The sequence below is a fragment of the Vibrio alginolyticus NBRC 15630 = ATCC 17749 genome, assembly GCF_000354175.2.
GTDB lineage: Bacteria > Pseudomonadota > Gammaproteobacteria > Enterobacterales > Vibrionaceae > Vibrio > Vibrio alginolyticus.
Map to the genome: position 1 here is coordinate 1,335,717 of NC_022359.1, position 24,765 is coordinate 1,360,481.

At 42.3% G+C, this 24,765-nt stretch carries 25 protein-coding genes; 7 read left to right on the forward strand and 18 right to left on the reverse strand.

Annotated elements, in window-relative coordinates:
• The first annotated feature begins 72 nt into the window (after positions 1–72).
• Together N646_RS21210 and N646_RS21215 are read left to right on the forward strand one after the other, a co-directional pair.
• Positions 73–912 (forward strand): LysR family transcriptional regulator, encoded by an 840-nt coding sequence (locus tag N646_RS21210; protein ID WP_017820156.1) that lies wholly within the window; start codon positions 73–75, stop codon positions 910–912.
• A 296-nt stretch (positions 913–1,208) separates the two neighbouring features.
• Positions 1,209–1,421, forward strand: coding sequence for a hypothetical protein (locus tag N646_RS21215; RefSeq protein WP_005376260.1), 213 nt, complete (start codon positions 1,209–1,211; stop codon positions 1,419–1,421).
• 91 nt (positions 1,422–1,512) lie between these two features.
• Here N646_RS21215 and N646_RS21220 read toward each other — a convergent pair whose 3' ends face one another.
• The 10 genes from N646_RS21220 to N646_RS21260 all read right to left on the reverse strand — a co-directional run bounded on the left by N646_RS21220 (position 1,513) and on the right by N646_RS21260 (position 11,369).
• Positions 1,513–1,902, reverse strand: coding sequence for a universal stress protein (locus N646_RS21220; RefSeq protein WP_017820157.1), 390 nt, complete (start codon positions 1,900–1,902; stop codon positions 1,513–1,515).
• Between the two features lie 879 nt (positions 1,903–2,781).
• Positions 2,782–2,943, reverse strand: a complete 162-nt coding sequence (locus N646_RS23980) for a YoaH family protein (protein WP_005376257.1) — start codon at positions 2,941–2,943, stop codon at positions 2,782–2,784.
• Between the two features lie 41 nt (positions 2,944–2,984).
• Positions 2,985–4,106, reverse strand: coding sequence for a conjugal transfer protein TraF (locus tag N646_RS21225; protein ID WP_005388052.1), 1,122 nt, complete (start codon positions 4,104–4,106; stop codon positions 2,985–2,987).
• A gap of 60 nt (positions 4,107–4,166) precedes the next feature.
• Positions 4,167–5,048, reverse strand: coding sequence for a DUF2861 family protein (locus N646_RS21230; protein ID WP_017820158.1), 882 nt, complete (start codon positions 5,046–5,048; stop codon positions 4,167–4,169).
• A gap of 6 nt (positions 5,049–5,054) precedes the next feature.
• Entirely contained in the window at positions 5,055–5,717 is a 663-nt protein-coding gene (gene vxrB / locus N646_RS21235; RefSeq protein ID WP_005376251.1) for a response regulator transcription factor VxrB, read from the reverse strand.
• Positions 5,692–7,146 (reverse strand): sensor histidine kinase VxrA, encoded by a 1,455-nt coding sequence (gene vxrA, locus N646_RS21240; protein ID WP_021035990.1) that lies wholly within the window; start codon positions 7,144–7,146, stop codon positions 5,692–5,694. The genes vxrB and vxrA overlap by 26 nt, the downstream gene beginning before the upstream one ends.
• Before the next feature lie 155 nt (positions 7,147–7,301).
• A complete protein-coding gene (gene pntB, locus N646_RS21245; RefSeq protein WP_005376248.1) occupies positions 7,302–8,678 on the reverse strand; it encodes a Re/Si-specific NAD(P)(+) transhydrogenase subunit beta in 1,377 nt (458 codons plus the stop codon).
• A gap of 8 nt (positions 8,679–8,686) precedes the next feature.
• Positions 8,687–10,243, reverse strand: a complete 1,557-nt coding sequence (locus N646_RS21250) for a Re/Si-specific NAD(P)(+) transhydrogenase subunit alpha (RefSeq protein WP_017820160.1) — start codon at positions 10,241–10,243, stop codon at positions 8,687–8,689.
• 434 nt (positions 10,244–10,677) lie between these two features.
• Positions 10,678–10,959 carry an HlyU family transcriptional regulator gene (locus tag N646_RS21255; RefSeq protein ID WP_017634616.1) on the reverse strand — a complete coding sequence of 94 codons (282 nt, stop codon included), beginning with the start codon at positions 10,957–10,959 and terminating at the stop codon, positions 10,678–10,680.
• A 41-nt stretch (positions 10,960–11,000) separates the two neighbouring features.
• The gene (locus N646_RS21260) at positions 11,001–11,369 is read right to left on the reverse strand and encodes a late competence development ComFB family protein (protein ID WP_017820161.1); all 369 of its coding nucleotides are present in this window, start codon (positions 11,367–11,369) and stop codon (positions 11,001–11,003) included.
• A 253-nt stretch (positions 11,370–11,622) separates the two neighbouring features.
• On the opposite strand from N646_RS21260, the gene N646_RS21265 reads away from it, so the two are divergent.
• Positions 11,623–12,861, forward strand: a complete 1,239-nt coding sequence (locus N646_RS21265) for a GGDEF domain-containing protein (protein WP_031777241.1) — start codon at positions 11,623–11,625, stop codon at positions 12,859–12,861.
• A gap of 249 nt (positions 12,862–13,110) precedes the next feature.
• Here N646_RS21265 and N646_RS21270 read toward each other — a convergent pair whose 3' ends face one another.
• Positions 13,111–14,070 carry a GGDEF domain-containing response regulator gene (locus N646_RS21270; protein ID WP_017634619.1) on the reverse strand — a complete coding sequence of 320 codons (960 nt, stop codon included), beginning with the start codon at positions 14,068–14,070 and terminating at the stop codon, positions 13,111–13,113.
• A gap of 273 nt (positions 14,071–14,343) precedes the next feature.
• Between N646_RS21270 and N646_RS21275 the strand changes: the two genes are divergently transcribed.
• Positions 14,344–14,781 carry a DUF3069 domain-containing protein gene (locus tag N646_RS21275; RefSeq protein WP_005376232.1) on the forward strand — a complete coding sequence of 146 codons (438 nt, stop codon included), beginning with the start codon at positions 14,344–14,346 and terminating at the stop codon, positions 14,779–14,781.
• Between the two features lie 76 nt (positions 14,782–14,857).
• On the opposite strand, the gene modC is transcribed toward N646_RS21275, so the two are convergent.
• From modC to N646_RS21295, 4 genes are all read right to left on the reverse strand, one after another.
• Positions 14,858–15,964, reverse strand: a complete 1,107-nt coding sequence (gene modC, locus N646_RS21280) for a molybdenum ABC transporter ATP-binding protein ModC (protein WP_005388041.1) — start codon at positions 15,962–15,964, stop codon at positions 14,858–14,860.
• Positions 15,961–16,650 (reverse strand): molybdate ABC transporter permease subunit, encoded by a 690-nt coding sequence (gene modB, locus N646_RS21285; protein WP_017820163.1) that lies wholly within the window; start codon positions 16,648–16,650, stop codon positions 15,961–15,963. Before modB ends, modC begins: the two co-directional genes overlap by 4 nt.
• Before the next feature lie 27 nt (positions 16,651–16,677).
• Positions 16,678–17,433 carry a molybdate ABC transporter substrate-binding protein gene (gene modA / locus N646_RS21290; protein ID WP_017820164.1) on the reverse strand — a complete coding sequence of 252 codons (756 nt, stop codon included), beginning with the start codon at positions 17,431–17,433 and terminating at the stop codon, positions 16,678–16,680.
• A gap of 69 nt (positions 17,434–17,502) precedes the next feature.
• Entirely contained in the window at positions 17,503–18,954 is a 1,452-nt protein-coding gene (locus N646_RS21295; RefSeq protein ID WP_017820165.1) for a cobyric acid synthase, read from the reverse strand.
• Between the two features lie 155 nt (positions 18,955–19,109).
• Between N646_RS21295 and N646_RS21300 the strand changes: the two genes are divergently transcribed.
• Positions 19,110–19,484 carry a YgiW/YdeI family stress tolerance OB fold protein gene (locus N646_RS21300; RefSeq protein ID WP_005376220.1) on the forward strand — a complete coding sequence of 125 codons (375 nt, stop codon included), beginning with the start codon at positions 19,110–19,112 and terminating at the stop codon, positions 19,482–19,484.
• Between the two features lie 154 nt (positions 19,485–19,638).
• Entirely contained in the window at positions 19,639–20,175 is a 537-nt protein-coding gene (locus N646_RS21305; RefSeq protein WP_017634623.1) for a hypothetical protein, read from the forward strand.
• A gap of 129 nt (positions 20,176–20,304) precedes the next feature.
• Here the strand turns inward: N646_RS21305 and N646_RS21310 are convergent, their stop codons facing one another.
• The 3 genes from N646_RS21310 to N646_RS21320 form a co-directional block, all read right to left on the reverse strand.
• Positions 20,305–20,988, reverse strand: a complete 684-nt coding sequence (locus N646_RS21310; RefSeq protein ID WP_005388032.1) for an ATP-dependent zinc protease family protein — start codon at positions 20,986–20,988, stop codon at positions 20,305–20,307.
• Positions 20,989–20,999: 11 nt separating this feature from the next.
• Positions 21,000–22,187, reverse strand: a complete 1,188-nt coding sequence (locus N646_RS21315; protein ID WP_017820166.1) for an amino acid aminotransferase — start codon at positions 22,185–22,187, stop codon at positions 21,000–21,002.
• A 155-nt stretch (positions 22,188–22,342) separates the two neighbouring features.
• Entirely contained in the window at positions 22,343–23,200 is an 858-nt protein-coding gene (locus tag N646_RS21320) for an AraC family transcriptional regulator (RefSeq protein ID WP_017820167.1), read from the reverse strand.
• A gap of 120 nt (positions 23,201–23,320) precedes the next feature.
• On the opposite strand from N646_RS21320, the gene N646_RS21325 reads away from it, so the two are divergent.
• Complete coding sequence (locus N646_RS21325; RefSeq protein ID WP_017820168.1) at positions 23,321–24,706, forward strand: MATE family efflux transporter; 1,386 nt, start codon at positions 23,321–23,323, stop codon at positions 24,704–24,706.
• Positions 24,707–24,765: the final 59 nt, after the last annotated feature.

Sequence of the window (24,765 nt, forward strand, 5' to 3'; positions counted from 1 at the left end):
CCGATGATGCAAGTTATACTTTCCCACCAGTTAAAAGACAACGTGACTCAGAGTTGCAAAAAGGTAACAATCATGGAATTGATGAACAATGAGCTGATCTGCTTTGCAGCCATTTGTAAACACCTCTCTCTTACAGAGGCATCAAAAGAACTTGGAAAGTCTAAAGCTCAAGTCAGCAGGCAGCTAGCAGCATTAGAAAAACAACTTGGCGTAACACTCGTCCACAGAACAACAAGGAAACTCGTTTTAACTGATCATGGCGAAAGCATTAGAGAGCTTGCTATCAAGACGTTAGAGAGTTTGCACGAGTTAAATTACAGAGCTAGCTCGTTGAGTGAATGCATTGATGGAAAGTTTAAAATCACAATGCCCAACTCTATAGCCTCTTCTATTTTTGGTTCTGTTCTTAAAGACTTAAAAGAACGATATCCAAAAGTTGATTTTGAAATATCGTCAAGTAACAATGTAGAAAATTTATTAGAAAGCAACGTAGATTTAGCGATTAGGCTTAATAATGTTATTGATGACACTCTTATTGCACATAAAATTGGTGATTATAGTGATGTTTTGATATCTAGGGTAAGTAATGCCAACAACAAAACACTATTAATCTACAAACATCATTCGAATAAGGAATCAATTAAAAATCAATATACTGATGTTATCGAAGTTGATAACACCTCTATTTTAATAAACTTTGCTTCTGAGGGAGTTGGGGTTGGTGTCATTCCAAACTATCTTATTAAAAGTAACTATATAGACAAAAACATCCGAATATCGCAAACTTTTGATATAGAACGTTCCATGTATATTGCCTACCCTTATCAAAACCCTTTGCCAAGAAAGCTAGCTGAGATATCTACTTTTATTAGGTCTGAGTTATCACAAGTATTGAAGAGTGAGTCATTTTAGGGCGGTTGTTCAGATTTAGAATTTTGCGTTGTCTACTCAACTAGGCCTAACGCTAATCTTTGTAACATATTGTTTCGGCGGTATTTATTAACACCCCCATCTTTATGCTTGCTATCACAATGTGAGATGCTCTGCCGTCTTGTTATCAAGGTTTTGCGTGGAATAAATCACGTGGGGTAAACGATAGATTGACTTACATTAAAATTTTCATCAAAAGCAACTTTATATAAAATTGATTTCATACCAATCTATGTGTATCTTCTACCCATATCCCCACAATAACCAAGGAGAATGCCATGGATAAGCTACTCGCGTCTGCATTAGAAATTAAGCAGCGAACTATGGTGACTGGCTTTTTTGCTAGAAATGGATTCAAAATCGCTATGACCGATTTTGATGATGTCACTTTTGAGCGAGAAGGCGTGCAAGTTAACGTACATTTTGATCTGCAGTCAAACGCGGAGTCTGCATCTGTTTTATCTCATGAGGCATCAATCATTCCTGGCTAAAAACTTTTATTCTCACCGATATACCAAGCCGAACGTTTATGTTCGGCTTTTTAGTGACAAAAAAATGATGAGTGCGAACAAGAGTTGTCGATCACTCATCTAAATAGACGATTAATAAATCAGCTTCAACCTCGTTCACAACCTTTGGTATCGATGAAAAAAAGCTACTCAATAAGTTGTGATGATGGCCACAGACAACTAAATCTATCCCCTCTTTTTTGACGATTCCCGATAGTTTTATATGAAGATCGCCGATTACTACCATGGTCTCGTTTACTGGGTATAAGCATTTATCAGCGAGCTCTTGCAGCCTTCTTTCCAATTCTTGCTCTTCCTTCGCTTCCATGACTATCCGATCAACATCTACGTAAACAAATGAGAGTTTGCTGCTTGAGTTATCTGCTTGCATTATTGCTTTTTCGATAACGGCTTGGCTAGATTTAGATAAGTCGACAGCAACCAAAACGTGCTTGTAACCCATCATTCCTCCCTTGGTTAGTTTTTGTTCTCATATTAAGTCTAGTCCACATAGAGCGAACACAACATCAAAACTACTGCTACATGATAGTTAAAGGAGTTTAGTGTAAAACAGGCAAATAGTTTTCATTGCAACCTTGTTGCTTCCTCTCATCCAAAGATCAACGATGTTTTTCCAATTTCTTCTCTAATTATCGGACGGACTATTTAACAGGAAGGATGCCAGGAAACATTACGTTGTAACACGCGTTACTGCTCTTGATTTCTACTACTCTTGAGGTTTCATATTACCCACTTCAACGTCGCCTAGTTTAGTAAAACTACTTTAGATTAAGCATGCTCAACATGTAACGCTCCGCTCAAATCCAGGAGACGTATTTCGGCTAAAAAAAGCAGCTCAATAAGATGAACTTCGATTCATCTATCACATATGTCTGCGAGTGCTTACTGTTCTTATATCGCTTATTTAATAACTCTAGTTTAATTACCGCTATAAGTTACGGTGTATCTTTTTTATTTTTTCAGCATAATCCTCTGCCTGAGAACGAAGTCCTTTCGCGCTTTGTAATTAAATTACAAGATCAATCAAGACCAATATAGTTGACAGATTAAAAGTCCGAGGTAAATAATTGATAATATGGAGTTTAATTTATGAGTTCATTAAGAAATGCCTAATTGCCTGTGCTACGCAAACTAAGGTTAACACAATTGGGTAAAATTTTACTAACTCGCTATTTAGTCTTAAAGGCAATTGAACAAGATTAAAATCATATAGGTATAGTAAATTTGAGTTACAGCGTAACCAGGGTGGTGTTTGGGAATGTAAAGGAATAGAAAATAGAAAGGCAAAAAAAACAGGGCGTATGCCCTGTCCATGAATTGATTAGTTTTGTTGCTGTTGTTTTTCTGCGTACTCAGATCGAATCCGTTCGGCAACAATTTTGATAGCTTCTGCAGTACTTGTGCCCTTCGCCATCAATTCTTGAATTCTCTCTACAGCTTGTTGTTGCTCTTGGTGAGATAGAGGGGGTAAATCGTCAAACATAAAAAGCTCCTCATTTTGAGGAGCTGACTATAACGATTCAATCAATAGGTAGCAAGGAAATTAATGGATGCACCCATAGCGTTCTCGTTTGTGTACTGAGCTGCGATATCCAATTCGAACAACTTAAGTGGAGACAACCCGATACCAGCAGTAATGGTTCCTTCGTCATTACTTCTAGCTAAGTTCTTCATATACCCTGCCCGTAATGCCATTTGACGCAAAATATCAAATTCAATACCAGCTCGAATCATTTGCGTATTATCATCAAAGGATGAAAAACGTTTTTCTTCGTTAAGATCGTAGTCAACACTCATCGTAAAGTAATCGGCAACAATCCCTGCCCCAACGGTGTATACAGGACGCATGCTATATTCGTATGATTTTATCGTATCGCTGCCATATTGGAATGATTTTGTTTTAACGTCTCTTCCGATCAAATTTTTCGCTGAAATACCGAGACGATATGGGCCAAAGAACCAAAGTGCGCCGGCGTCTAAGTTAAACATCGTTTCCGCGGTCTCATTTTCACGTAAGTCTTTAGTATCAAAATTCTGAAAACTCGTGGCGTATGAGTATGTGTATATACGCTGAAGTTTAGGAGTAACACCAAAAGAAAGGTGTTGGTTCATGAAATTAGTGTATTTAGCAAGTGAAATACCAGCTTCAGCCACGCCAATAGAAACACCTTGTACATAGCTATCATCTAATGGATTAGTACCTGAGGTATCAACATTTGGTTGTACGAATGATTCAGTGTATAGCTTACCGTATGCAGTTGCAGATAAGAATTTGTTGGGAATACCAATGGCAACGACACCACCAAGATCAAAGTCTGTCTTTTTCCCATCGATAGCATCCATCGATTTTTTGATTTCATCGACGTCTGTCAATTTGCTGATGCGTTCGATCTCATCAACTAGATCATATTGATCATCGTAGCTGCCACCAAAACTTGGCACGATCATGCCTGCATCGTCATTTCGGCGATAAATCGCAGTAAGAGCAGGGTTGAAAAAAGGCGCAGTTAGATAAGTTGCTGATACGGTACCAACGCCACCCATTGCATCACTACGAGCCTCTATCGCATAAGTAGCAGCAGAAGCAGCATTAGCGAAAAGAATAGTAGCAACAGAAGTGGCAAGAATTTTATATTTGTTTTTCATACTACACTTGTGATTTTAGTTCGTCCTGAACCTTTATCGGCACAAGTAGTATTTCTTTAACTATTCTTCCTGGGAAAGATCATAGGTTCGGCTAATAGTTTGAGCCTGCTCAACAATTATATCGCCCTGCCAACGGCGACTATTGATACTTACCGCCAATACGTATCTATCGTTTGGGACACCCGCTAGCTCCAATGAATTTGGATAGTTAGACTCGTAAGTCTTTTTCCACATTTGCTCGTACTGGCCATCAATGTAGTCATACAAACCGACTTCAAGTTGCGGTAATGGACAATGGGGATTACGAAGTGCGCTCTTTTCTACTTTCCAATTCTCTTTAGATGTCCAACGAACATATTGAGAAGAGTTTGAATCTCCAAGTATTACCCAAGTTCGATACTCTTGTTTATCAGTAGAAACAACGGTTAAGTGATATAAACCAGCTTCAAGTTTACCTGTTAAGTTATAGCGTTTCGAGTAGCTACGCTCGTTGGCAAGTTCTGTCCCGCTCGGCTGTTGTTCATAGCTGAATGAACTGTCCGCGGATATAGAATCATCCACCCATCGATTAAATGAAATATTTTCGATGTCAGTTGTAGCTCTTAGCTTGATCACCAATCTAAATGTATCTCGCCCAGGGCTTTGAATAGTCTGACGAATAACGTTCACACCACTTATCCAATCAGGCAGCGTTACACCAGTGAGAGCCTTGCCACAGTTTTTAGATAGTGACTGACCAAGAAGATCATTAAGGTGAGGAGTCAAATCTTTACTTGGTTCCGTTTGCCAGAGTTCAACAAGAGAGTTGAACATACCCGCAAGATCATCTTCAAGTAAGTGTTGATGTGCCTGTGTTAAAGGCGTGTTAGTTTGAAACCAGTCCATTGCATGGACTGGTTTCACTAACGCTAATGAGAGAACTACAGGGAGTAGTATTTTCATTACGACTTATGCTTTCATCTTGTAGCCAACACCACGAAGTGTTTCAATTTCCAGTCCTGGCAGTTTTTGACGAAGCTGTAGTACATGTGTATCAACCGTACGTGTTGTCGGGAAGTGATTGTAACCCCAAACGTGGTCAAGTAGCTCATCACGAGTAAACACGCGACCTAAGTTTGACGCCAAAAATAGCAGCAAATCAAACTCTGTTCGAGTAAGCGTAATTAGCTCGTCTTTATAAGTCACTTCACGAGTCGAGCGGTCAATCTCTAAGTCTTTTGTAATCACTTTATCAGCGTTGCTTTGTTCTGCTGAATCCGGTGCTCGTAGCTGTGCACGGATTCTCGCAAAAAGCTCCGCCTCAGCAAAAGGCTTTGTTAAGTAGTCGTTCGCGCCGGAATCAAGGCCTGCAACTTTATCTTTTACGGTAACAAGTGCCGTTAACAAGATAACTGGTACGTCTTTAATCTGTTTCCATTCTGGGAGACATTGTACAGAGTCACCATCTGGGAGTTGGCGATCGAGAATTACCAAGTCAGCTTTTTTCCATTGTGGCTCTACGTCTGCAATACGCTCCACATGTAAACACTCATATCCTGCTTGTTCCAGGCTTACTAACAGGCCGTCAGCCAAGTTTTTATCGTCCTCAACGAGAAGCAGTGTCTGTTTCACAAGGTATCTCCAATATAAAAGTTGTAGGTGGTCCCATTAAGGACATTTTTCCGCCCATGCGGCCTACCATAGATTCAACGATTGTTAATCCAAGTCCTAACCCGCTCTTACTTACGAACGGTTTCTTCAAATTTGCCCAATCTTTAGCCGTTAGGCCTCCTGCATCTCGGACTTGGAATACTATTTTTTCTTCACTAGTTGAGACATCCAATTCAACCGGTGCGACACCGTACTTAAGCGCATTACGAAGCAAGTTATCGATACAAGTTCCTAACCAGTACACATTAACTTTAGCAGCCACATCTTCATTGATGTTAAAAAGCACGGCACTATCAAATTCTTCTTCGATCTTAAATTCTAACCAATCTGCAACGGATGGTACCCAGTCTGTTGCAAGCATTTGGTTATCAGATTGCAAATAATCTTTACTTGCTTCTGCCAATTGACGCAGGCGGCGCGTATCTTCACACAATCTGCGGAATTCGTCATACACACTTTCAGGCAAATGCTCGAACTCTCGACGAAAGCCTTCAACCGTTAGTGACAGAGATGCAATCGGTGTTCTGAGCTCATGCGTTAAAATTTGCAACACGAGCATTCTACTACGTAGTTCTTCTCGCTTGCTATTCCAACGGTACACCGCCCAACCAATCACCAAAAGAATATTGGCGATTACCAGTATGATCATACTGATCCGCAAAACTTGCGAGTGATCTTCTACATCCCAACAAATATTGCCTCGTTTAACAAAGCAACTTTTGCTTTGAGAGGCTAGAGCGTATGACAGACCCGCATTCGCTACGTTCTCTTGCCAGATATCTTTCTCGAAAACAAAGTAACGGTCACCACGTCTTAGCCAAAGTTCGTTACCTTCAATAAACATGCTCGCGCCTGCAATCAAAGCATTAATGGCGTCGTCATCCATGTTTTTCAAGCTTTCTAGCAACTCATCCCCTTCCTCGTTATCACGCTCTTTTATATGCATGTACTGAGATAGTTTGGGTTTGAGTTCTGGATACTTATTCACATAACGTGCCGCGTACGTCCCACCACCAGGGTGAATGAGACCACTACGCGAGAACCAACGAGGTGTCAGCTGCGTCCCTTTACAAATCGCTCTTGTAAATACTAAAGGCTCAGTAATTAAAGGACTTAATGGTAATTTGCCACGACAAGTATTCGCCAAGCTGTAAAGCTGTTGGATATCTTTTAACGGATAGTCAGACGTTTGCGGCAGAAGCGAATCTGGCGCAAGTAACTTGGTAGGATAATTTGATTGCAGAATACGAATATCGTACGACTTAAGAGCTACTTCATAGTTAAATAGCTCTGTAAACGTATCTATTCTTTCTGGTAGTGAATCGGAAAATGCAGGTGCCGAAAAAAGCGGCAATACAGTTGCAAAACCGAGCAAAAACTTTTTAATCAAACTGTTACCGTCACTTGTTACATTAGCCAAAACTATACATCAATCTACAAGCAATTGACATCTGCTAACAGAAGGATTTGCATTACTATAACATTGAAACGGAACAAAAAAGGGCCAGCGATTGCTGACCCTGTATAGTTTTAAATCAAGAATGGTTAAAGTGCTTTAAAAATAGACTCAACACTTTCTTTCGCATCACCAAATAGCATTGATGTATTTTCTTTGAAGAACAGTGGGTTCTGTACTCCTGCGTAACCAGTGTTCATTGAGCGCTTGAATACCACTACGTTTTTCGCGTTCCATACCTCCAATACGGGCATACCAGCGATTGGGCTGTTCGGATCTTCCAGTGCGGCTGGGTTGACCGTATCGTTAGCACCGATAACCAATACGGTATCGGTTTCTGCAAAGTCATCATTGATTTCATCCATTTCAAGAACGATATCATACGGTACTTTTGCTTCAGCGAGTAACACATTCATATGCCCCGGTAGACGACCCGCTACTGGGTGAATCCCAAAGCGAACTTCAATACCTTGTGAACGAAGTACATCAGTAATTTCATGAACAGGGTATTGTGCCTGAGCTACTGCCATGCCATATCCTGGAGTGATGATTACTGATTTTGAGTTCTTCAACATCTCTGCAACTTCTTCAGCCGTTGTTTCACGATATTCGCCCTGCTCTTCGTCACCTGAAATCACTATCTCTTGACCAAAACCACCGGCAATAACACTGATAAACGAACGGTTCATTGCTTTACACATGATGTAAGAAAGAATCGCACCTGATGAACCTACCAAAGCACCTGTTACAATCAATAGATCATTTGCGAGCATGAAACCTGCTGCCGCTGCTGCCCAACCTGAGTATGAGTTCAACATAGAGACAACAACTGGCATATCAGCACCACCGATTGAAGCGACTAAATGGTAGCCGAATGCGAACGCGATCAAAGTCATCACAATAAGAGCGAACATGCTGCCATCTGCTTTTACGAAGTAGATCATAAGAAGCGTAGAAATAACAACCGCTGCGAGGTTCATTTTGTGCTTATGAGGCAGGTTAAGTGGCGACGAAGAAATCACACCACGCAGCTTACCAAATGCGACAATTGAACCGGTGAAAGTTACGGCACCGATGAACACACCCAAGAATACTTCTACAAGGTGGATAACATGCTCAGCATGTGTTGCTGCTTCTGGCGCATCTAGGTAACTGTTGTAGCCAACTAAAACCGCAGCTAAACCTACAAAGCTGTGTAGAATCGCAACCAGTTCTGGCATCTCGGTCATTTCTACTTTCTTCGCATAGAAAATACCGATCGCACCACCTATCGCCATCGCGATAATGATCCAACCAAAACCTTGCGCATCTGGGCTAAAGATCGTCGCTATCAGCGCGATCGTCATACCAGCGATACCGTAGTAGTTACCATTACGAGCAGACTCTTGCTTTGAAAGTCCCGCCAAACTCATGATGAAAAATAATGCAGCAACAATGTAAGCTGCTTGTACTAATCCTGCAGACATTGTGACTCCTATTTATCTTTGCGGAACATTTCAAGCATACGCTTGGTGACGGTGAAACCACCGAAGATATTGATACTCGCGATCAATACGGCAATAAAAGATAGGAATGAAACGACGCCATTACCTTGTCCAATTTGCAGTAATGCACCAACGACAATAATGCCAGAGATAGCATTCGTTACTGACATTAGTGGAGTATGAAGTGCATGGGTAACATTCCATACTACGTAGTATCCGACAACACACGCTAGAACAAATACAGTAAAGTGAGAAAGAAACGCTGCCGGAGCAACCGATGCAACCCATGCAAAGGCTCCAACAGCCGCTGCCACACCAATAATTTTCTTCGTTGGAGACGTAGGTTCTTCTACTTTAGGCTCTGGCTTCGCAGGCTGTTCTTGTTTCACTTGCAGCTGAGCTGAAACCTGAATTGGTGGCGCTGGCCAAGTAACTTCACCTTCTTTCACCACGGTAACGCCACGGATAACAACATCTTCAAAATCAATATTGATGTTGCCATCTTTCTCTTTACACAGCAGTTTTAGAAGGTTAACAAGGTTTGTCGCGTAAAGCTGAGAAGATTGTGTAGGCAAACGACCAACCATGTCAGTGTAACCAACAATTTTTACCCCGTTATCCGTCATGATAACTTGGTCTTTCACTGTATATTCACAGTTACCGCCATTAGCGGCTGCCAAGTCAACAATTACACTGCCCGCTTTCATGCTGTCGACCATTTCTTTGGTGATCAACTTCGGCGCAGGTTTACCAGGGATGAGCGCGGTCGTAATAATGATATCAACATCTTTAGCTTGCTCTGCGTATAATTCTGCCGCTTTTTTGTTGAAGTCATCAGACATTTCTTTTGCGTAGCCATCCCCAGAGCCTGACTCTTCTTGAAAGTCAACGGTCAGGAACTCAGCGCCCATCGATTCAACTTGCTCTTTTACTTCTGGGCGGACGTCAAACGCACGGACAATGGCACCTAAGCTACCTGCAGCACCGATAGCCGCCAAGCCAGCGACGCCAGCACCCGCAACCAATACTTTCGCTGGAGGTACTTTACCGGCAGCCGTAATTTGACCTGTAAAGAAACGACCAAACTCATGAGCTGCCTCAACCACTGCACGATAACCAGCGATATTAGCCATCGAAGATAGCGCGTCTAAGGCTTGTGCACGTGAGATACGAGGAACGGAATCCATGGCAAGAACGTTAATGTTCTTACTTGAAAGTTGTTCCATCAACTCAGCATTTTGAGCCGGCCAAATAAAGCTAACCAGTGTTGATCCATCTTGCAGTAACGCAATTTCGTCAATGCCTTGCTCATCATCCACAATTGGCGCATTAACTTTTAAAATAAGGCCAGATGCCCAAACTTCTTCACTAGAAACGATTTTCGCACCAGCTGCTTCATAAGCGGCATCATCGAAACTCGCTAGCACCCCCGCTTGGGATTCAATCGCGACATCGAATCCCAATTTTATTAACTGCTCAACCGACTTCGGCGATGCAGCCACTCGCGATTCACCCGCGAGTATCTCTTTAGGTACACCGATTTGCAAAACGCATACTCCTTGTATACATATCAATAAATTAGTCCCAAAACAGAGCGTCGCTCTACTCTAATTCTTTTTTATTTCTATCTGTTTACCACGCAAGACAATTGCAAACGAAAGATGATGTTTGGGGACACCCATTTGCACAATAACACCTTGACTAACAGCCCTGTTATTATTCTGTTTGTATCGAACGCGTCTCATTACTTCAAGTGTTTTGTAATTTAAATACTAAATTTCATTACATATAACGCTAAGTAATGAATGATTGTCGCTCTGTGCTCGAAAAATAACAACGCAACACCGTACTAGACTGAGGTCTAACCAGGTAACGATTAAATACTGACTTAATAGAGATTTAAGCGTTAAAAAGAAAGAACCACTAGCATATACACTAATGGCTCTTTTTAAGATGACTGGAATCAAATTGCAGTAAATTGCTAGTCGAAGATTTTATCGCCCATTTGATCAATAAACATTTGAGATTTCTTCAACATAAGGTCATTGGCATCTTGCTCTGAGCCAAGTAAATCGGAGCGAATAAACCGATGTGTTTTCACTTCATCATTGTCATGCTTTTCTATTCGACCAGCGATGCGATATTGTCCGCCCTCTGAAAGGCTCTCTGGGTAAATAAAGAAACCTTTATACTCAACTGGCTCGATAGTTTTAGCTTCAGCGGTTTTCTCACTACCACCAAACAAACGCGAAAAAAATCCCACGATTCCTCCTTGGGTCAACTCACTAGTCAACTGAGCGACTCTTACTTGATATTAACGTTAAGGATCGGTTTTTCATACCAATCCAACTCTTTGTCATCATCATAACTAGTATGGGAAAAAATTACAGGCACATCATACTCTCGGTTCTTACGCCTGTCTTCTTTCACCATTTCTGCGGCGTTTTTCACCGCTACATCCGCGCTTTGCTTAAACTGGCTTAATTTTTGTTCAGGAAGTGAAGACAAAAAATCAATATCATGACGGATATAGACAGGCTTGAGCTGGATAAGCGCAAGGCAAGCAATATCGGCTAACTGTTCGTTGTCATACTGTTCTAAAAATTCGGGCAAACTGAGAACCTGGCCTACTAATGTTTCCATGTAATTGTGCACATCTGAGCTTATCTGCATCTGTAAATCTCCTTTTTCCTATGAAATGAGTATAGCAACGACTTGTTTATAACAACTTATTGATTGCTCTTAATTTAATCAATCTCTCTCTTTTTGCCGTAATGTCTTCCAAAATACTTGGGAAAAGGAACAAATAGACGTATTCTTGCTAGTTCTCAAAGTTCGAAATTCAATAACGGATAAATATCCATATTGATAAAACGATTTACCTAACCAATTATATAGTCAACTATTTTCAGGCAGTTTGTAATAGATGTCCTCATCGTCAATGACTTCATCAGGCTTCAGATTCTTATTCCCTTTTTTGCTACTGGGCATAGTGAGTTCGGGCATGGACAGCATTATTCAGATGACTCAGGCAAACTGGGGCATTGCCGCAAACTTGCCGTACATACTATTAGGTTGTGCGCTACTCCTTTGTTATTCATTTAAGCAAGGCAGAGAGTCCATGGTGTGCTTGGCAATGTTGCTAGCCTATTTTGTGATACAGCACCGCCTACAAGTCCCGCTTCAAAGTGGTACCGCTTTACTTGAGCTAACCATTTTAACCACGTTACTTCCTGTCTCGTTTCTTACGGTATTTTTGTTTAGTAAAGAAGGTTTTGACTCTAGAGCCATGTTGACTTACATCTTGATGTTAGCAATGTTCGTTCTTTGGTCTTATCTAACGCTAGCATATTACGTTGAAGGAGGGTTTGAACAATGGACAAGCGGTATTTTATTTATTGTACCTACGGTCTCTAAACTGCCTTTAATTCTTGTTTTATATTGCGTGGGTATTGTCTGTTTTCTTGGAATCCTTGTTTTAAAGAAGAATGAAATTATTCATGCGATGACCTACTCTGCCATGGTATTGGCGTCTGCGACGTTCATTTTCTTTGATGTGCAGTACATATCAAGCACCATGTTTACGCTAACAGGGCTGCTTATCATTATTTATGCCGCTTCCGCTAGCCATCAACTGGCTTTCACCGATAGCCTAACGCTGATTCCAAGCAGACGTGCACTTGATCTCGATCTAAAACACATGGGTAAGAAGTTCACGATCGCAATGCTTGATGTTGACCATTTTAAAAAGTTTAACGACACCTACGGTCACGATACTGGTGATGACGTTCTAAAAATGGTCGCTTCGCGCCTCACTAAAACCCCAGGCGGCGCAAAAGTTTATCGATTTGGCGGAGAAGAATTTACCATCGTTTTTAAAGGCAAATACGCTGACGAATGTAAGAACTTTTTGGAAGAAGCTCGCAAATCGATTGCAGAATACGAGATGATATTACGCGATGAAGAATCTCGCCCTGAGAACCATAAACAAGGACAAAAACGTCGTGGTAGCAACAGTTCGAAAAGAAAGTCGGTTTTTGTTACCGCAAGTTTCGGAGTTGCTGATAGCCGGAATGGGCAAGCTCCTCTGGACGTTATTAAATCAGCGGACGAAGCACTTTACAAAGCGAAAAAGGCCGGACGTAACTGCATAAAGCTTCGTTAGACCCTCACCAATCGTGAAAGTTAACAAGCTTGTCTGGGTTTAAAACAAAACCGAACTTCCCCATCAGCATAATAACTGCACTCATCGTTGCCACTATCCCGATGTTATCTATCTAATCAAAGGTATAAGGTATACGCCCGATTGCGACATTCCGTTCGCACTGTTTGCCTATCTTACTTTGAGTTAACTTTAAAAGAATTACCAAAACGTGACAACGCAACAAAAAAGTGGCATTCATAAGACTTTGTTTTAAAAAGAATTAACTACAGTATGTGTGTTTCTTCCCAAAGATTTTGATGTATATAGTGCTTTATCAACGGTTGCATACAAGTCTGATTGCACTTCTTTCCCTGTTGGTTGAAAAACAAAAACACCCTGTGACACTGTCACTCTATTTGACACACTAGAATACTCATGTGGGTAATCGAGAAAATACATAGCCTCTTGTATACGCTCGGCTTCTCTTTCTGCTGTTTGAGTGTCGGTACACCCTAGCAACACAACAAACTCTTCTCCACCATATCGACCTACATATTCCCCAGAGCGACAAAACGTCGCCTTTAGTTGATTCGCAATCGCTTGCAAGCAACGGTCGCCTTCAATATGACCGTAATTATCATTAAACGGTTTAAAAAAATCGACGTCCAATAGAATCAAAGCCATTGGCATATTGTGACGGCCATGCCATGCAACCATCGATTCCAACTTATGGTCGATATAACGGCGGTTATAGAGTTTGGTTAGGCCATCTTCATTCGCTTGCTGAGTCAAAAGTTGATTAACTTGCTCCAATTGAGCTGTCGCTTGCTTAAGCTCTCGTCTCATATGAGCAATACGCTGCATTGCGATAAGTTTAGAGTTCAGTACCAGTTTATCTACCGGCTTAATTAAATAGTCATCACCGCCCGCGTCTATGGCTTTAGCAATCATTTCTGGCTCTTCGTGACTACTCAAGAAAATAATAGGGATCCAATCCGGAAACGTTTCTCTTATATGAAGAGAGACTTCAAAACCGTTCATATCTGGCATTGATATATCGAGTAACACCAGTTCCGGATCAAAACTCTCGTAGGTATTTAACGCCTCTAGTCCACTACCTACGGCTTTTACAATATGTCCAAGTTGCTTTAGACGAATAGCCAACTGCATCCTGTCTAGCTGAACATCGTCAACCAGAAGGATTCGCATCGATGTCCCTGTCGGTTGCATAACGCGTTCCATTTTTAATTATGTCTTTATTAAACATATACCATACTCATAGAGTTGTTGCATTCGACTCATAATTAAGTGCTATATTTTTGTTTGAATATCACGGAATCCATTGCATAAAGCAGTTAGACTGGACGTTACCCTATCTAATCATGTCCTGTGAGCAGAAGTTCAACAAACTCATTCACTTTGGTCATCTTGTGGATTAATGGGTATAGCTATTTGATGCATTTGGTATTAATATTCCCGCCTTTTTGTAATGAGAGACACACCATGTCAGAAGCAACTAACAGCGAAAGCAAAAAAATCGATCTAGCCAGCATTTCTCCAGAGCTACGTAAAGTTATCGAATTTGACGAAGTTCCAGAGCAAATGTTCGAAATGGTTACCTCTATCCATGAAGTGTCTGAAGAAGCGGTACGTGAATCATGGGACGAAATGCCAGCAAGTGCACAGAACATTCTAGACAACTTTGAACAGTTTCATGCTCTAGTTTCTGTAGGCCAAGCATTCGCTGGTATTAATGTGATGGAAGAGTTTCCGACTCTTAATCTGCCAGAAAACATGACAGATGAAGATAAAGAAGAATACCGTGCTCAACTACTTGATAATGTGCTTCACAACTGTGTGAAAGACATGGTTAAGCAACTTAAGAAAGCACGTCGTGACCCACTTCTTAAGCGTGAATTCAAAGAAGTATTCGCGAAGTAATTCCGACATTCTTCTAGTAACAAAGGCCGCACTTTGCGGCCTTTTTTGATCATGAAGCGTAAATCAGTCTAAACGGTTAATGAGGCGCTAGTGCCATATCTTTTTGTGTCACACTGACACCTTTAATTTGTGCAAAAACACGGCTACCAACTTTTAGGTTGAGATCATCAAGGGCCCACGGTGTGATCGTTGCCCACAAATAACATTTCTCGTCTAGCTTGAGTGATACATTAATACTCTGCTTGTCATCGGCTGCGTTAAACGCCTCAATGGAATCGACAATAGCAGGCAAAATATTTCGAATCGACGTCGCCTTGGGTTGCTCGAGCGTGATAGAAACGTCGTTGGCACGCACTTGCAAGCGTATTGGCGTGTCTGGTGTTCCGTCAATCTTTTGCACCCACAGGAATACATTAGGTGCAAGGCTGATACAAGTCAGTGCATAACGTTCATGATGTTCAGCAATCCGGCCTTCAAATAAGCTGCTTTGATCTGAGAAAGATTGCCATGGACGCATAGCATGAGAAGCCCACACTTCCTCAAGCTTACCTGAACTCGAAATTTTACCTTGGTCAATAATTGCAAGGTGCTGAGCAAGCCTTAAAATTTCCTGGAGACTGTGTGTGACATAGATAATAGGGATATTTACCTTCTCCGACAACTCCTCGAGAAAAGGCATTACCTCACGCTTTCTTGGCATATCGAGTGAGGCAAGTGGCTCATCCATCAAAAGCAAATTGGGTTTAGATAGCAATGCGCGCGCAATCGCAACACGTTGCTTTTCACCACCAGAAAGTGACACCGGAAAGCGCTTTAGTAACGGTTTGATAGACAAGAGTTCGGTGACTGCATCAAAATACTCGTCATCTTTTTCTTTAACGCCATATAACAAATTGCCTTGAACCGAATAGTGAGGAAACAAACGTGAATCCTGAAACACATAACCAATACCACGCTTGTGCGTTGGTAGGTTGATTCCCTGTTCACTGTCAAACAAAACATGCTCACCAACCGCAACATACCCTTGCCTTGGAGTTACCAATCCGCTGATGATGTTAATCAACGTCGTTTTACCAGCACCAGATCGTCCAAACAAGGCACTAATTCCGTTACAGGGTAACTTAAGTTTAATGTCGAAGTCAGTCTCACCAAGCATTTGTTTAAATTGGACTTTAATCGTCATTGCTTCGCACCCAATCTGCTTGCCGCTTTACGATTTAGCCATTCAGAGATCATTAATGTAGACAAGGCTAACGCGATAGAAATGATACACAGACGAGCCGCCTGCATTTCTGCACCTGGCGTTTCAATAAAGTTGTACATTGCCAGCGGAATCGTTTGGGTCTCACCCGGAATGTTAGAGACGAAACTGATCGTCGCCCCGAATTCGCCAAGACTACGAGCAAATGACAGCATCGTGCCCGTAATAATTCCGGGAATGGTCAGTGGTAACGTGACGGTGAGAAACACTTTTAAAGGAGAAGCGCCTAACGTAGAGGCTGCGTGCTCCAATTTAGGGTCGACGCTATCTAAGCTTAAGCGTACTGAACGAACCATCAAAGGCAAAGCCACGACAATACAAGCGACTACTGCCCCTTTCCAATTAAAGCTAAATACTACCCCTAAGTTTTCATAGAGCCACTTTCCAAGGAACCCTTGTCGTCCTAAAGAAATCAACAATAAATAGCCGATTACCACTGGCGGCAATACCAGTGGTAAATGAATTAAGCTATCGAGAATCGATTTACCAATGAACGTTTTTCGAGAAAGTAGCCAAGCAAGAAAAACGCCGAGAGGAATCAGCCAAAGTACTGCGTACGCGCCTACTTTGAGGCTTAACATTAAGGCTTGGTATTCCAGTTCTGTCACGCTTCGTTCCTATAATTGAAGGCCGGTTTATTGCTGAAAGCCATATTGAGCAAAAACGCGTGCGGCTTCGTCCGATTTTAGGTACTGGAAGAACTGCTCTGACTCAGTAGAATCATTCACAATTGCAGCCGGGTAAACAATAGCCGCATGCGTATCACTTGCAAATTCGCCGAGAATTTTGACTTTATCAGTTAACTGAGCATCGGTTTTGTAGACCACACCTAAAGGCGCTTCTCCACGTTCAACCAACGCCAAAGCTAAGCGCACATTCTTTGCTGGTGCGACGTGAGTTTGAACCGCTTTCCATACACCCAGTGTAGTCAATGACTCTTTCGCGTACATACCAGCAGGTACTGACGTCGGATTGCCTAAAGCAAGACGATTTCCATGCAATGCCTTCTCCCATGCCTTTGCATCAGAAAAGTTAAATGAGGTTAATTTTGAAGACTGAGGAGCAATCAACACTAAGCTATTGCGCACTAGATTTGTGACATTGTCACGATAAATGACGTCTTTATCGACCAAATAATCCATCCATTTCGTGTTCGCAGAAATGAATACATCCGCTGGTGCGCCATTGATAATTTGTCGAGCGATAGAAGAAGAACCACCATAAACGGGAGTGATAGAAACGTCATACTTTTCTTCAAAGTTTTGCGCGATCTCGTTAATCGCATTCGTCATAGAAGAGGCTGCATACACTTTTAGGTTCGTTGCTGCGTTTGCTGAAAATGAAATGCTTAATACTACCGTAAGGCAAGCATACTGTTTCCATGCTTTCATAGAGATACTCCAATACAAGGCAAGCGAAAGAACAGGTTATTTAAATATAAAGTTCAATCAGTTAATGGGCTATTTAAACAAAAAATCAAGGCGCACATGTTGTTCTATCGCATCTGCGATGCGATTAATGCCTTGCTCCTTTAACTCTTCAAAGTCTTGTTGTTTGATTTGGGTGCCGTTTACCCATTCTGATACCAGGCTTAAGACATCTGCCTCGTCAAAGAACCCGTGAAGGTAGGTTCCCATGATTTGGCCACACTCGCTGATCGCCCCCTCCGCTTCACCGGAGCTGAATGTAAGAGGTTGCAGGCCCCGTACTTCACTTCGCCCTACGTGGATTTCATAACCCTTTACATTGGCTGTTTTGCCGTTAAGAGAAAGCTGTGCTTGTGTGTTTGTAAGCTGTTTGCTGTTAGTTAGTGTCGTAGTGATATCAAGCAAGCCAAGTCCTTCTCTTTGACCTGGTTGGCCTTCGACGCCGTTTGGATCATCAATCAAGTTTCCAAGCATCTGGTAGCCGCCACAGATACCAATCACTTTTCCACCAAGACGAATATGACGCAAGATATCTTTATCCCACCCCTGGCTTCTTAGATAATCCAGATCGTCTCTCACTGATTTGGTCCCAGGCAAAATAACCAGGTCGGCTTTATCTATTTTTTCGCCTTTACCTACATAACGTAGATTGATGTCTGGATTCAATCGCAGCACATCAAAATCAGTATGATTACTAATCCGGGTTAAAACAGGCACAACAACATTCAGTTTTACCTCAGAGTGCAACTCTTGCTGCGCAGTGATCGCGTCTTCTGCTTCTAAATTCAAACCATGGAGAAAAGGAAGTACACCAAGTACAGGTTTACCTGTTTTTTCTTCTAGCCAATCGAGGCCCGATTGCAATAAACGAATATCACCTCGAAAACGGTTGATAACAAATCCTTTTACTCGCGCTTGTTCAGATTCAGAAAGTAGCGCAAGTGTTCCGTACAAATGTGCAAACACTCCACCACGATCAATATCAGCAACAATGATCACTGGTACATCAGCGGCCTCAGCAAAACCCATGTTTGCAATATCGCCTTCTCGTAAATTGATTTCAGCAGGACTCCCCGCGCCCTCGATAATGATCGAATCAAATTCTTGAGTCAGACGAGAGAAGGAATCTAACACCGTATCCATCGCCACTTTCTTGTAATCATGAAAGCCAGCCGCATCCATATTGGAAATCGCCTTACCCTGCAAAATGATCTGAGCACCTGTATCACTGTTAGGTTTAATTAAAACCGGATTCATATGTACAGTTGGCTCAATATTACACGCCTGTGCCTGAACGGCCTGTGCTCGACCTATTTCACCGCCATCTTTGGTTACCGCACTATTTAGTGCCATGTTTTGTGGCTTAAATGGGGCAACATTTATCCCTTTTCGTGCTAATACACGGCATAAACCTGCCACAAGGACACTTTTTCCGGCATCCGAAGTGGTGCCTTGAACCATTAAAGATGGGATCGCTGATTTCATGAATGTTTGTAAGGAATAGAGGAAGATGAACAATCATAACGTCATCGTCCCCACTTACTCAAGCAAATGAATAGAATATGAATGTTGAAATCATCATTGGTTCAAACAAGCCCTGTTTTAATGACCCCATCAAAACAAACCGATGAGGATGTAACATGAAAAAGAATACAATTATCGCAACAATCGCCGCCTTAGCTATTGCTCCTTCTATCGCGTTCGCGAAAGATAACGCTCAAAACCAATCAAACTTGCAGTTTAACGGTCCTGTCACTGTGGAAAAATTGGATGCCTTGCTAAACGACTCCAATATGTTTACTGAAAAAGATGTGGTCGTTGAAGGTAACTTATTGCGTCAAGTTCGCGCGGATAAGTTTGTCTTTAGCGATGGTTCCGGTGAAGTGATGGTCGAACTCGATGACGATATTCAGCTAAATACTCCGATTGATCACACGACTAAAGTCCGTCTGTTTGGCGAATTTGAAGGCGGGAACAAACCAGAGATTGAAGTCGAACAACTCGTGGTCATGTAAAACAAACCCCGATTGCTGTGCATATCAACATGATGTAGTGACGATTACAGCTAAATAGTGACGGCAAGCACTTAAAATGATAGCTTTATCAATCTTGGTCTGCTTTTTGCAGACCATTTTTTTGTTCATTTTAATCATCTTGCCCGGAGACACCATGCTAGGTAAAGCTCTAAAGGTTGCAGCCTTTGGTTTGTGTGCTATTTTGCCACTTTCCGCACACGCAAATAATTTCAACTACAACACGATGGAATTTCGCATGGGCACTAGCCCTGGTACATTTGGTGGCGAGTTCAATACCTACTTTACAGAGAATACCCATTTCATTGCTCGCGCAGACAGTGAATTCAGCGGAGACTGGGACATTGCTGGTGGTATAGGCTTTAATGGGCCAGCAGGCCAATTTGCAGATATTTATGGCCAAATGTTGGTACACAACATTAAAGAGAACGGCAGTGATAAAGTGGGCGACGAGTGGCGCACGGAAGTGAATATTGGCACTCGTATTTGGTTTATGCAAAATGTTGAGCTACATGGCCGTATCGGCCAAATCATAGATAATGACGATTCGAACACCATTTACAATCTGGGCGCACGATTCCACTCAACTCAGCAACTATCGCTTGGTGCAGATTTCAAAAATAATGGTGTCTATGGCCAGCAAATTGTAATGTCTGCTCGTTTTGCATTTTAGTGGACATGACTATGACTACCAGGGCATCACAAGCAAGCATATGATTCAATAAAAATGGCCTCCAATTTTGGAGGCCATTTTTTGTTAATCACGAATTATTAGCTTGTAGCAGAAACTAGCTGTAATACATCAGTTTTTAGCGGTTTTTTTAGGTTTATCTTGCACATATTTTTTCGATACATCTACAACGGCGATATCTCTAAAAAAGCTTCGACCAAGCAAAATTGGAAACGTCATATGTCCGCGATCCGCTAACGTAAACTCTGTCTTTTCTTTGTGATCCCCAACGGTAATGTAGGCTTTTACCACCGCTCGTTTATCCACCTCTTCTGACGAAGACTGCTTAACTTTAGCCCAGCGCTCAACGGGTACTTTAAATTCTTTGGTGTCTTTGTCACCTAAATCTATCTTAAATTTAACCCAGTCTTTACCATCACGCTCAAACGGAACAATGTCAGTCGCACTAATTGATGATGTTGTCGCACCTGTATCGACTCTAGCCTTGAAAGTCTGGTCAATTTCAGGAACATAAACCCATTCTTCAGAACCAAGAATTAACATGCCATCGGGTGTTTTTGTGACCTTGACTGGCTTCTTAGGCTTTGGTTCCGGCTTTTTCTCAGGTTTCGCTTCTGGTTTGGGCTCCACCTCTGGCTTTGGATCTACATCAGGTTTCACTTCTGGCTCGACTTTAACGGGCTCTTCGACCTTTGGCGACTCTGGCTCAACAGGTTCCTGCGTCGTTTGAGTTGACGTACAAGCAATTAAACTGCCGCTCATCATAAGCGGCAGAATCAGTTTCCAGTTTTTCATCCACACTCCAATTAAGCTTGAGATACTTTCTTAATTGCGTCCGCTACGTATGGAATATGAGTTTCGGTAAGTCCGGCAATGTTAATTCGACCATCGCCAACACCATAAATGCCATAATCTTCACGCAGTTGCGCCATTTGGTTTCCACTAAAGCCTAGCACAGTAAACATGCCTTTGTGACCCTCAATGAAATCAAATTGATCTGTATTATGGTTGTTTCTCAACTCGTTACACAAACTTTGACGAAGGCTAACCAAACGATGTTGCATTTCACTCAATTCTTGCTTCCAAACGGAAGTGAGATTGTCATCTTGCAGAATGGTCTTAACTAAAGCTGCACCATGGTCGGGTGGCATCGTGTAAGTCGAGCGAGCTAGAGTGAGGAGTTTACCTTTTGCATTGGTTACATCATGCATGTTCTTACCAACCACAATCGCTGCACCAGTTCGTTCACGGTACAGACCAAAGTTCTTCGAACATGAAGTAGTAATCAACATCTCTTCAACGTTATCTGCCATAAAACGAAGGCCTTTTGCGTCTTCTTCTAGGCCATCACCGAAGCCTTGGTAAGCAATGTCCACAAATGGGATGAAACCGTTCTTCTGCGACAATTCTGTAATGGCTTGCCAAGCAGATAAGTCAATATCCGCACCAGTTGGATTGTGGCAACAACCATGAAGAAGTACCACATCTGAAGGCCCAGCTTTCGCAAGATCATCCATCATTTTTTCGGTGTCTACTTGTTTCGTTTCCGAAGAGAAATAGTGGTAGAACTTAACTTTAAGGCCTGCTGCTTCCATCACTGGCTTGTGGTTTACGTAGCTTGGGTTGGAAATCCAAACCGTCGTATCTGGCTGTGCGATCTTCATTAGATCACCGAGCATACGCAGCGCACCACTTGCACCTGGCGTTTGAATAGCTGCAACACGATCCATTGCAGACGTTCCCGTCAGTAGCAAATCGATCATGCTTTTATTAAATTCTTCGCAACCTGCAAGACCAACATAAGACTTGGTTTTTTGAGTCTCAACAACGACATCCTGCGCCATTTGAATGGCTTTCATAATCGGCGTTTCGCCTGCGCTGTTTTTGTATACGCCAATGCCAAGGTCAACCTTGTTTGGACGTTCATCGTTACGGTATGCAACGGATAGAGATAAAATAGGATCTAATACGGGAGTTGGGAGATTAGAAAACATGAAAGTCATAACCCTTTGAAATTCAAGTACCGAACCTCACGTTAACACCATCGCAAAAAATGACGAAATGATTTTTCACTTATTTCATCAATTAGAGAACAAAATTCTGGATTGCGGTGAGTTTTGTGCGCTCTATCGTTCAGAAAAAGAACGATTCACTCCTCGTTGTACCAACCCACTCTACCGTTTTTTCTAAACTCTCTTGGTGTCATGGTCGACCACGCTTTAAAACGTGTACTAAAGTTAGCGCTGGTCGGATATCCGACTATTTCTCCAATATGCTGAATTGGCCATTCTGTTGAACGAAGTAACCTAGCAGCATATTCCATGCGCATACGCGTTAAATGTGCCATTGGGCTTCGACCAAACTGCTTTTGAGTCAGTCGATGCAAATGAGGCTCCGAACATGGATATAGAGCCGCCACCTGCTCAACGCTCCAATCCTTATGGAGCTGACGTTGGACAAGGTCAAATACACGCCGAAGCCTCAATTGGCTGCGTGATATCGACTCTGAGGGCGGCATGTTTAACATCAGCTCTAACTGAGCCACACTATGCTCACCTACCGCACCACCATAATCGATTGGAAGGTTAATGCTGCGTAGTAACGTTTGGATACATGCATACATCACTTCAGGTGTAGATGAAAGCTGGTAGCGAACATCGCATTCTAATATCGGCCACTCTCTATCAGGAGCAAGAAAAAGCCACGCGATCTGCCAAGGTTCTTCTTCTATACCAAAACCGTTTTCAACACCTGCGGGTACTGTAATCAACGAGCCCGGTTCCAAATCGTATCGACAAGCCCCACTCTCTAGCCACCCTTTACCACGCACCGTATAGAGCAGCATGTGTTTCTTTTGGTTTTTACGATAAACAGAGAAGAAGTCACGACAAGTGGCAATGCCGCACTGCACAATGCCTCTCTCCTCAAGTGCTAATACTCGACTGTGATCAATAAACTCTTGATAAGTTTTTTCTGAAATCGCGTAGCGTTCTTGTTTATCTTCCATGATTTATTGGCTCACATGTGCGTTAGTAGAGAGTTTTACAAAGGTTTTGGATTCCTTTGAAAAATACACCGCCAAATCATGAGGATAAACTACTCGCATTAATCTTTAAGGAGAAATGCGATGCTCTTAACACGCGAATACATCGATAAAGCATTTTGGCAAAAGCTGATTACGATTGGCCTACCTGTTTCACTTCAGTCCATGCTTTTTGCTTTGCTCGGCGTCGTGGATATTTTCATGGTAAGCCTACTCGGAGAATCTGCAACGGCAGCAGTTGGAGTTGGAAATCGTATCTTTTTCTTCAACCTAGCGGTTGTCTTTGGCCTGTGCGGTGCAGTTACCGTACTTGCTTCTCAATACTACGGCTCAGGAAACCTAGCCGGAATTCGCAGAACGTTGGCGCAATCTTGGTTTATTTCCATTTTGGTGACGCTGCCGTTTATCGTTCTTTATGCGATTTTTGATGAAGAGATCGTCTCTTTTATGTCAGACGATCCTGAATACGTCACTTATGCACGTGATTATCTTGTGGTTACGGGCTTTAGCCTCATTGCTACGGCGATAGTAGTACCGATTGAAGCGGTATTGCGCTCCGTGGGCCAAACCAAACTGGCAACCAACGTTAGTATCTCCGCCATTGTCGTTAACGTCGCGCTTAATTATGTATTGATTTTTGGTTTACTTGGTTTCCCTCAATGGGGCGTATTTGGTGCAGCCGTAGGTAGTTTTGTTTCTCGATTTTTCCAAACGGCCGTCTTGATTTATTTTTTCTACAAACGATATGCTTACCTAATTCCGACTAAGTTCGATTGGGTACAAGGCCGCTTAAAACAGTATCGAAAAAAGTACTTTAAGGTTTCTTTACCCATGTTGGTCCACGATGCGCTTTGGACTGGTGGATTGATCGTTTACAGCATCATCTATGGTCAATTGGGCGTTTCAGAACTGGCGATCATCTCATTCTTATCACCGATTGAAGGGGTACTGATTTCAACCTTTATGGGATTTGCGGTCGCTGCATCCGTTCTTCTTGGGAATGATATTGGTGCAAAATATTATGACCGAGTCGAGAAAACGGCGTGGTGGTATGTGTTAACCAGCGCAATCTTAGCCACCTTGCTGTTTTTCCTAGTGTGGTTGAGCTCGCCCATGATTCATCACCTATTGGTACTGAGCCCGTTAACCGATGCAGACATGGCACTTAACGTATGTTTAGTCATGGCGCTAGGTATGATTTTGAGGGTGTTTAACATGGTTGGGATTGGCGGCGTACTAAAGAGTGGCGCTGATATTCGCTATAGCATTTTCATCGACACGTTCGGTCAGTGGGCTATTGGCATCCCCCTTACTTATTACACAGGCATGGTGTTAGGGCTGCCTTTGCATTTTGTCTTGATGTCTCTGCTCGCGGAAGAGTTAGTGAAAGGCGTACTGACGACTTACCGTATTCAATCTAAACGTTGGATAAATAATATGGTTGAAGATGACCAATCGGTGACAGCGTAACCAAAAAGACATTAACGAACTCACACCAAAAGGGCTCACCCGTTCTGCACGCGTGAGCT

Excerpts from the sequence above, each read along its gene's own strand:
- N646_RS21210 (WP_017820156.1), top strand. The coding sequence starts at position 73 with ATGGAATTGATGAACAATGAGCTGATCTGCTTTGCAGCCATTTGTAAA.
- N646_RS21215 (WP_005376260.1), top strand. The coding sequence starts at position 1,209 with ATGGATAAGCTACTCGCGTCTGCATTAGAAATTAAGCAGCGAACTATG.
- N646_RS21220 (WP_017820157.1), bottom strand. The coding sequence starts at position 1,902 with ATGGGTTACAAGCACGTTTTGGTTGCTGTCGACTTATCTAAATCTAGC.
- N646_RS23980 (WP_005376257.1), bottom strand. The coding sequence starts at position 2,943 with ATGTTTGACGATTTACCCCCTCTATCTCACCAAGAGCAACAACAAGCT.
- N646_RS21225 (WP_005388052.1), bottom strand. The coding sequence starts at position 4,106 with ATGAAAAACAAATATAAAATTCTTGCCACTTCTGTTGCTACTATTCTT.
- N646_RS21230 (WP_017820158.1), bottom strand. The coding sequence starts at position 5,048 with ATGAAAATACTACTCCCTGTAGTTCTCTCATTAGCGTTAGTGAAACCA.
- pntB (WP_005376248.1), bottom strand. The coding sequence starts at position 8,678 with ATGTCTGCAGGATTAGTACAAGCAGCTTACATTGTTGCTGCATTATTT.
- N646_RS21260 (WP_017820161.1), bottom strand. The coding sequence starts at position 11,369 with ATGCAGATAAGCTCAGATGTGCACAATTACATGGAAACATTAGTAGGC.
- N646_RS21265 (WP_031777241.1), top strand. The coding sequence starts at position 11,623 with ATGTCCTCATCGTCAATGACTTCATCAGGCTTCAGATTCTTATTCCCT.
- N646_RS21270 (WP_017634619.1), bottom strand. The coding sequence starts at position 14,070 with ATGCAACCGACAGGGACATCGATGCGAATCCTTCTGGTTGACGATGTT.
- N646_RS21275 (WP_005376232.1), top strand. The coding sequence starts at position 14,344 with ATGTCAGAAGCAACTAACAGCGAAAGCAAAAAAATCGATCTAGCCAGC.
- modC (WP_005388041.1), bottom strand. The coding sequence starts at position 15,964 with ATGACGATTAAAGTCCAATTTAAACAAATGCTTGGTGAGACTGACTTC.
- modA (WP_017820164.1), bottom strand. The coding sequence starts at position 17,433 with ATGAAAGCATGGAAACAGTATGCTTGCCTTACGGTAGTATTAAGCATT.
- N646_RS21295 (WP_017820165.1), bottom strand. The coding sequence starts at position 18,954 with ATGAAATCAGCGATCCCATCTTTAATGGTTCAAGGCACCACTTCGGAT.
- N646_RS21300 (WP_005376220.1), top strand. The coding sequence starts at position 19,110 with ATGAAAAAGAATACAATTATCGCAACAATCGCCGCCTTAGCTATTGCT.
- N646_RS21305 (WP_017634623.1), top strand. The coding sequence starts at position 19,639 with ATGCTAGGTAAAGCTCTAAAGGTTGCAGCCTTTGGTTTGTGTGCTATT.
- N646_RS21310 (WP_005388032.1), bottom strand. The coding sequence starts at position 20,988 with ATGAAAAACTGGAAACTGATTCTGCCGCTTATGATGAGCGGCAGTTTA.
- N646_RS21315 (WP_017820166.1), bottom strand. The coding sequence starts at position 22,187 with ATGTTTTCTAATCTCCCAACTCCCGTATTAGATCCTATTTTATCTCTA.
- N646_RS21320 (WP_017820167.1), bottom strand. The coding sequence starts at position 23,200 with ATGGAAGATAAACAAGAACGCTACGCGATTTCAGAAAAAACTTATCAA.
- N646_RS21325 (WP_017820168.1), top strand. The coding sequence starts at position 23,321 with ATGCTCTTAACACGCGAATACATCGATAAAGCATTTTGGCAAAAGCTG.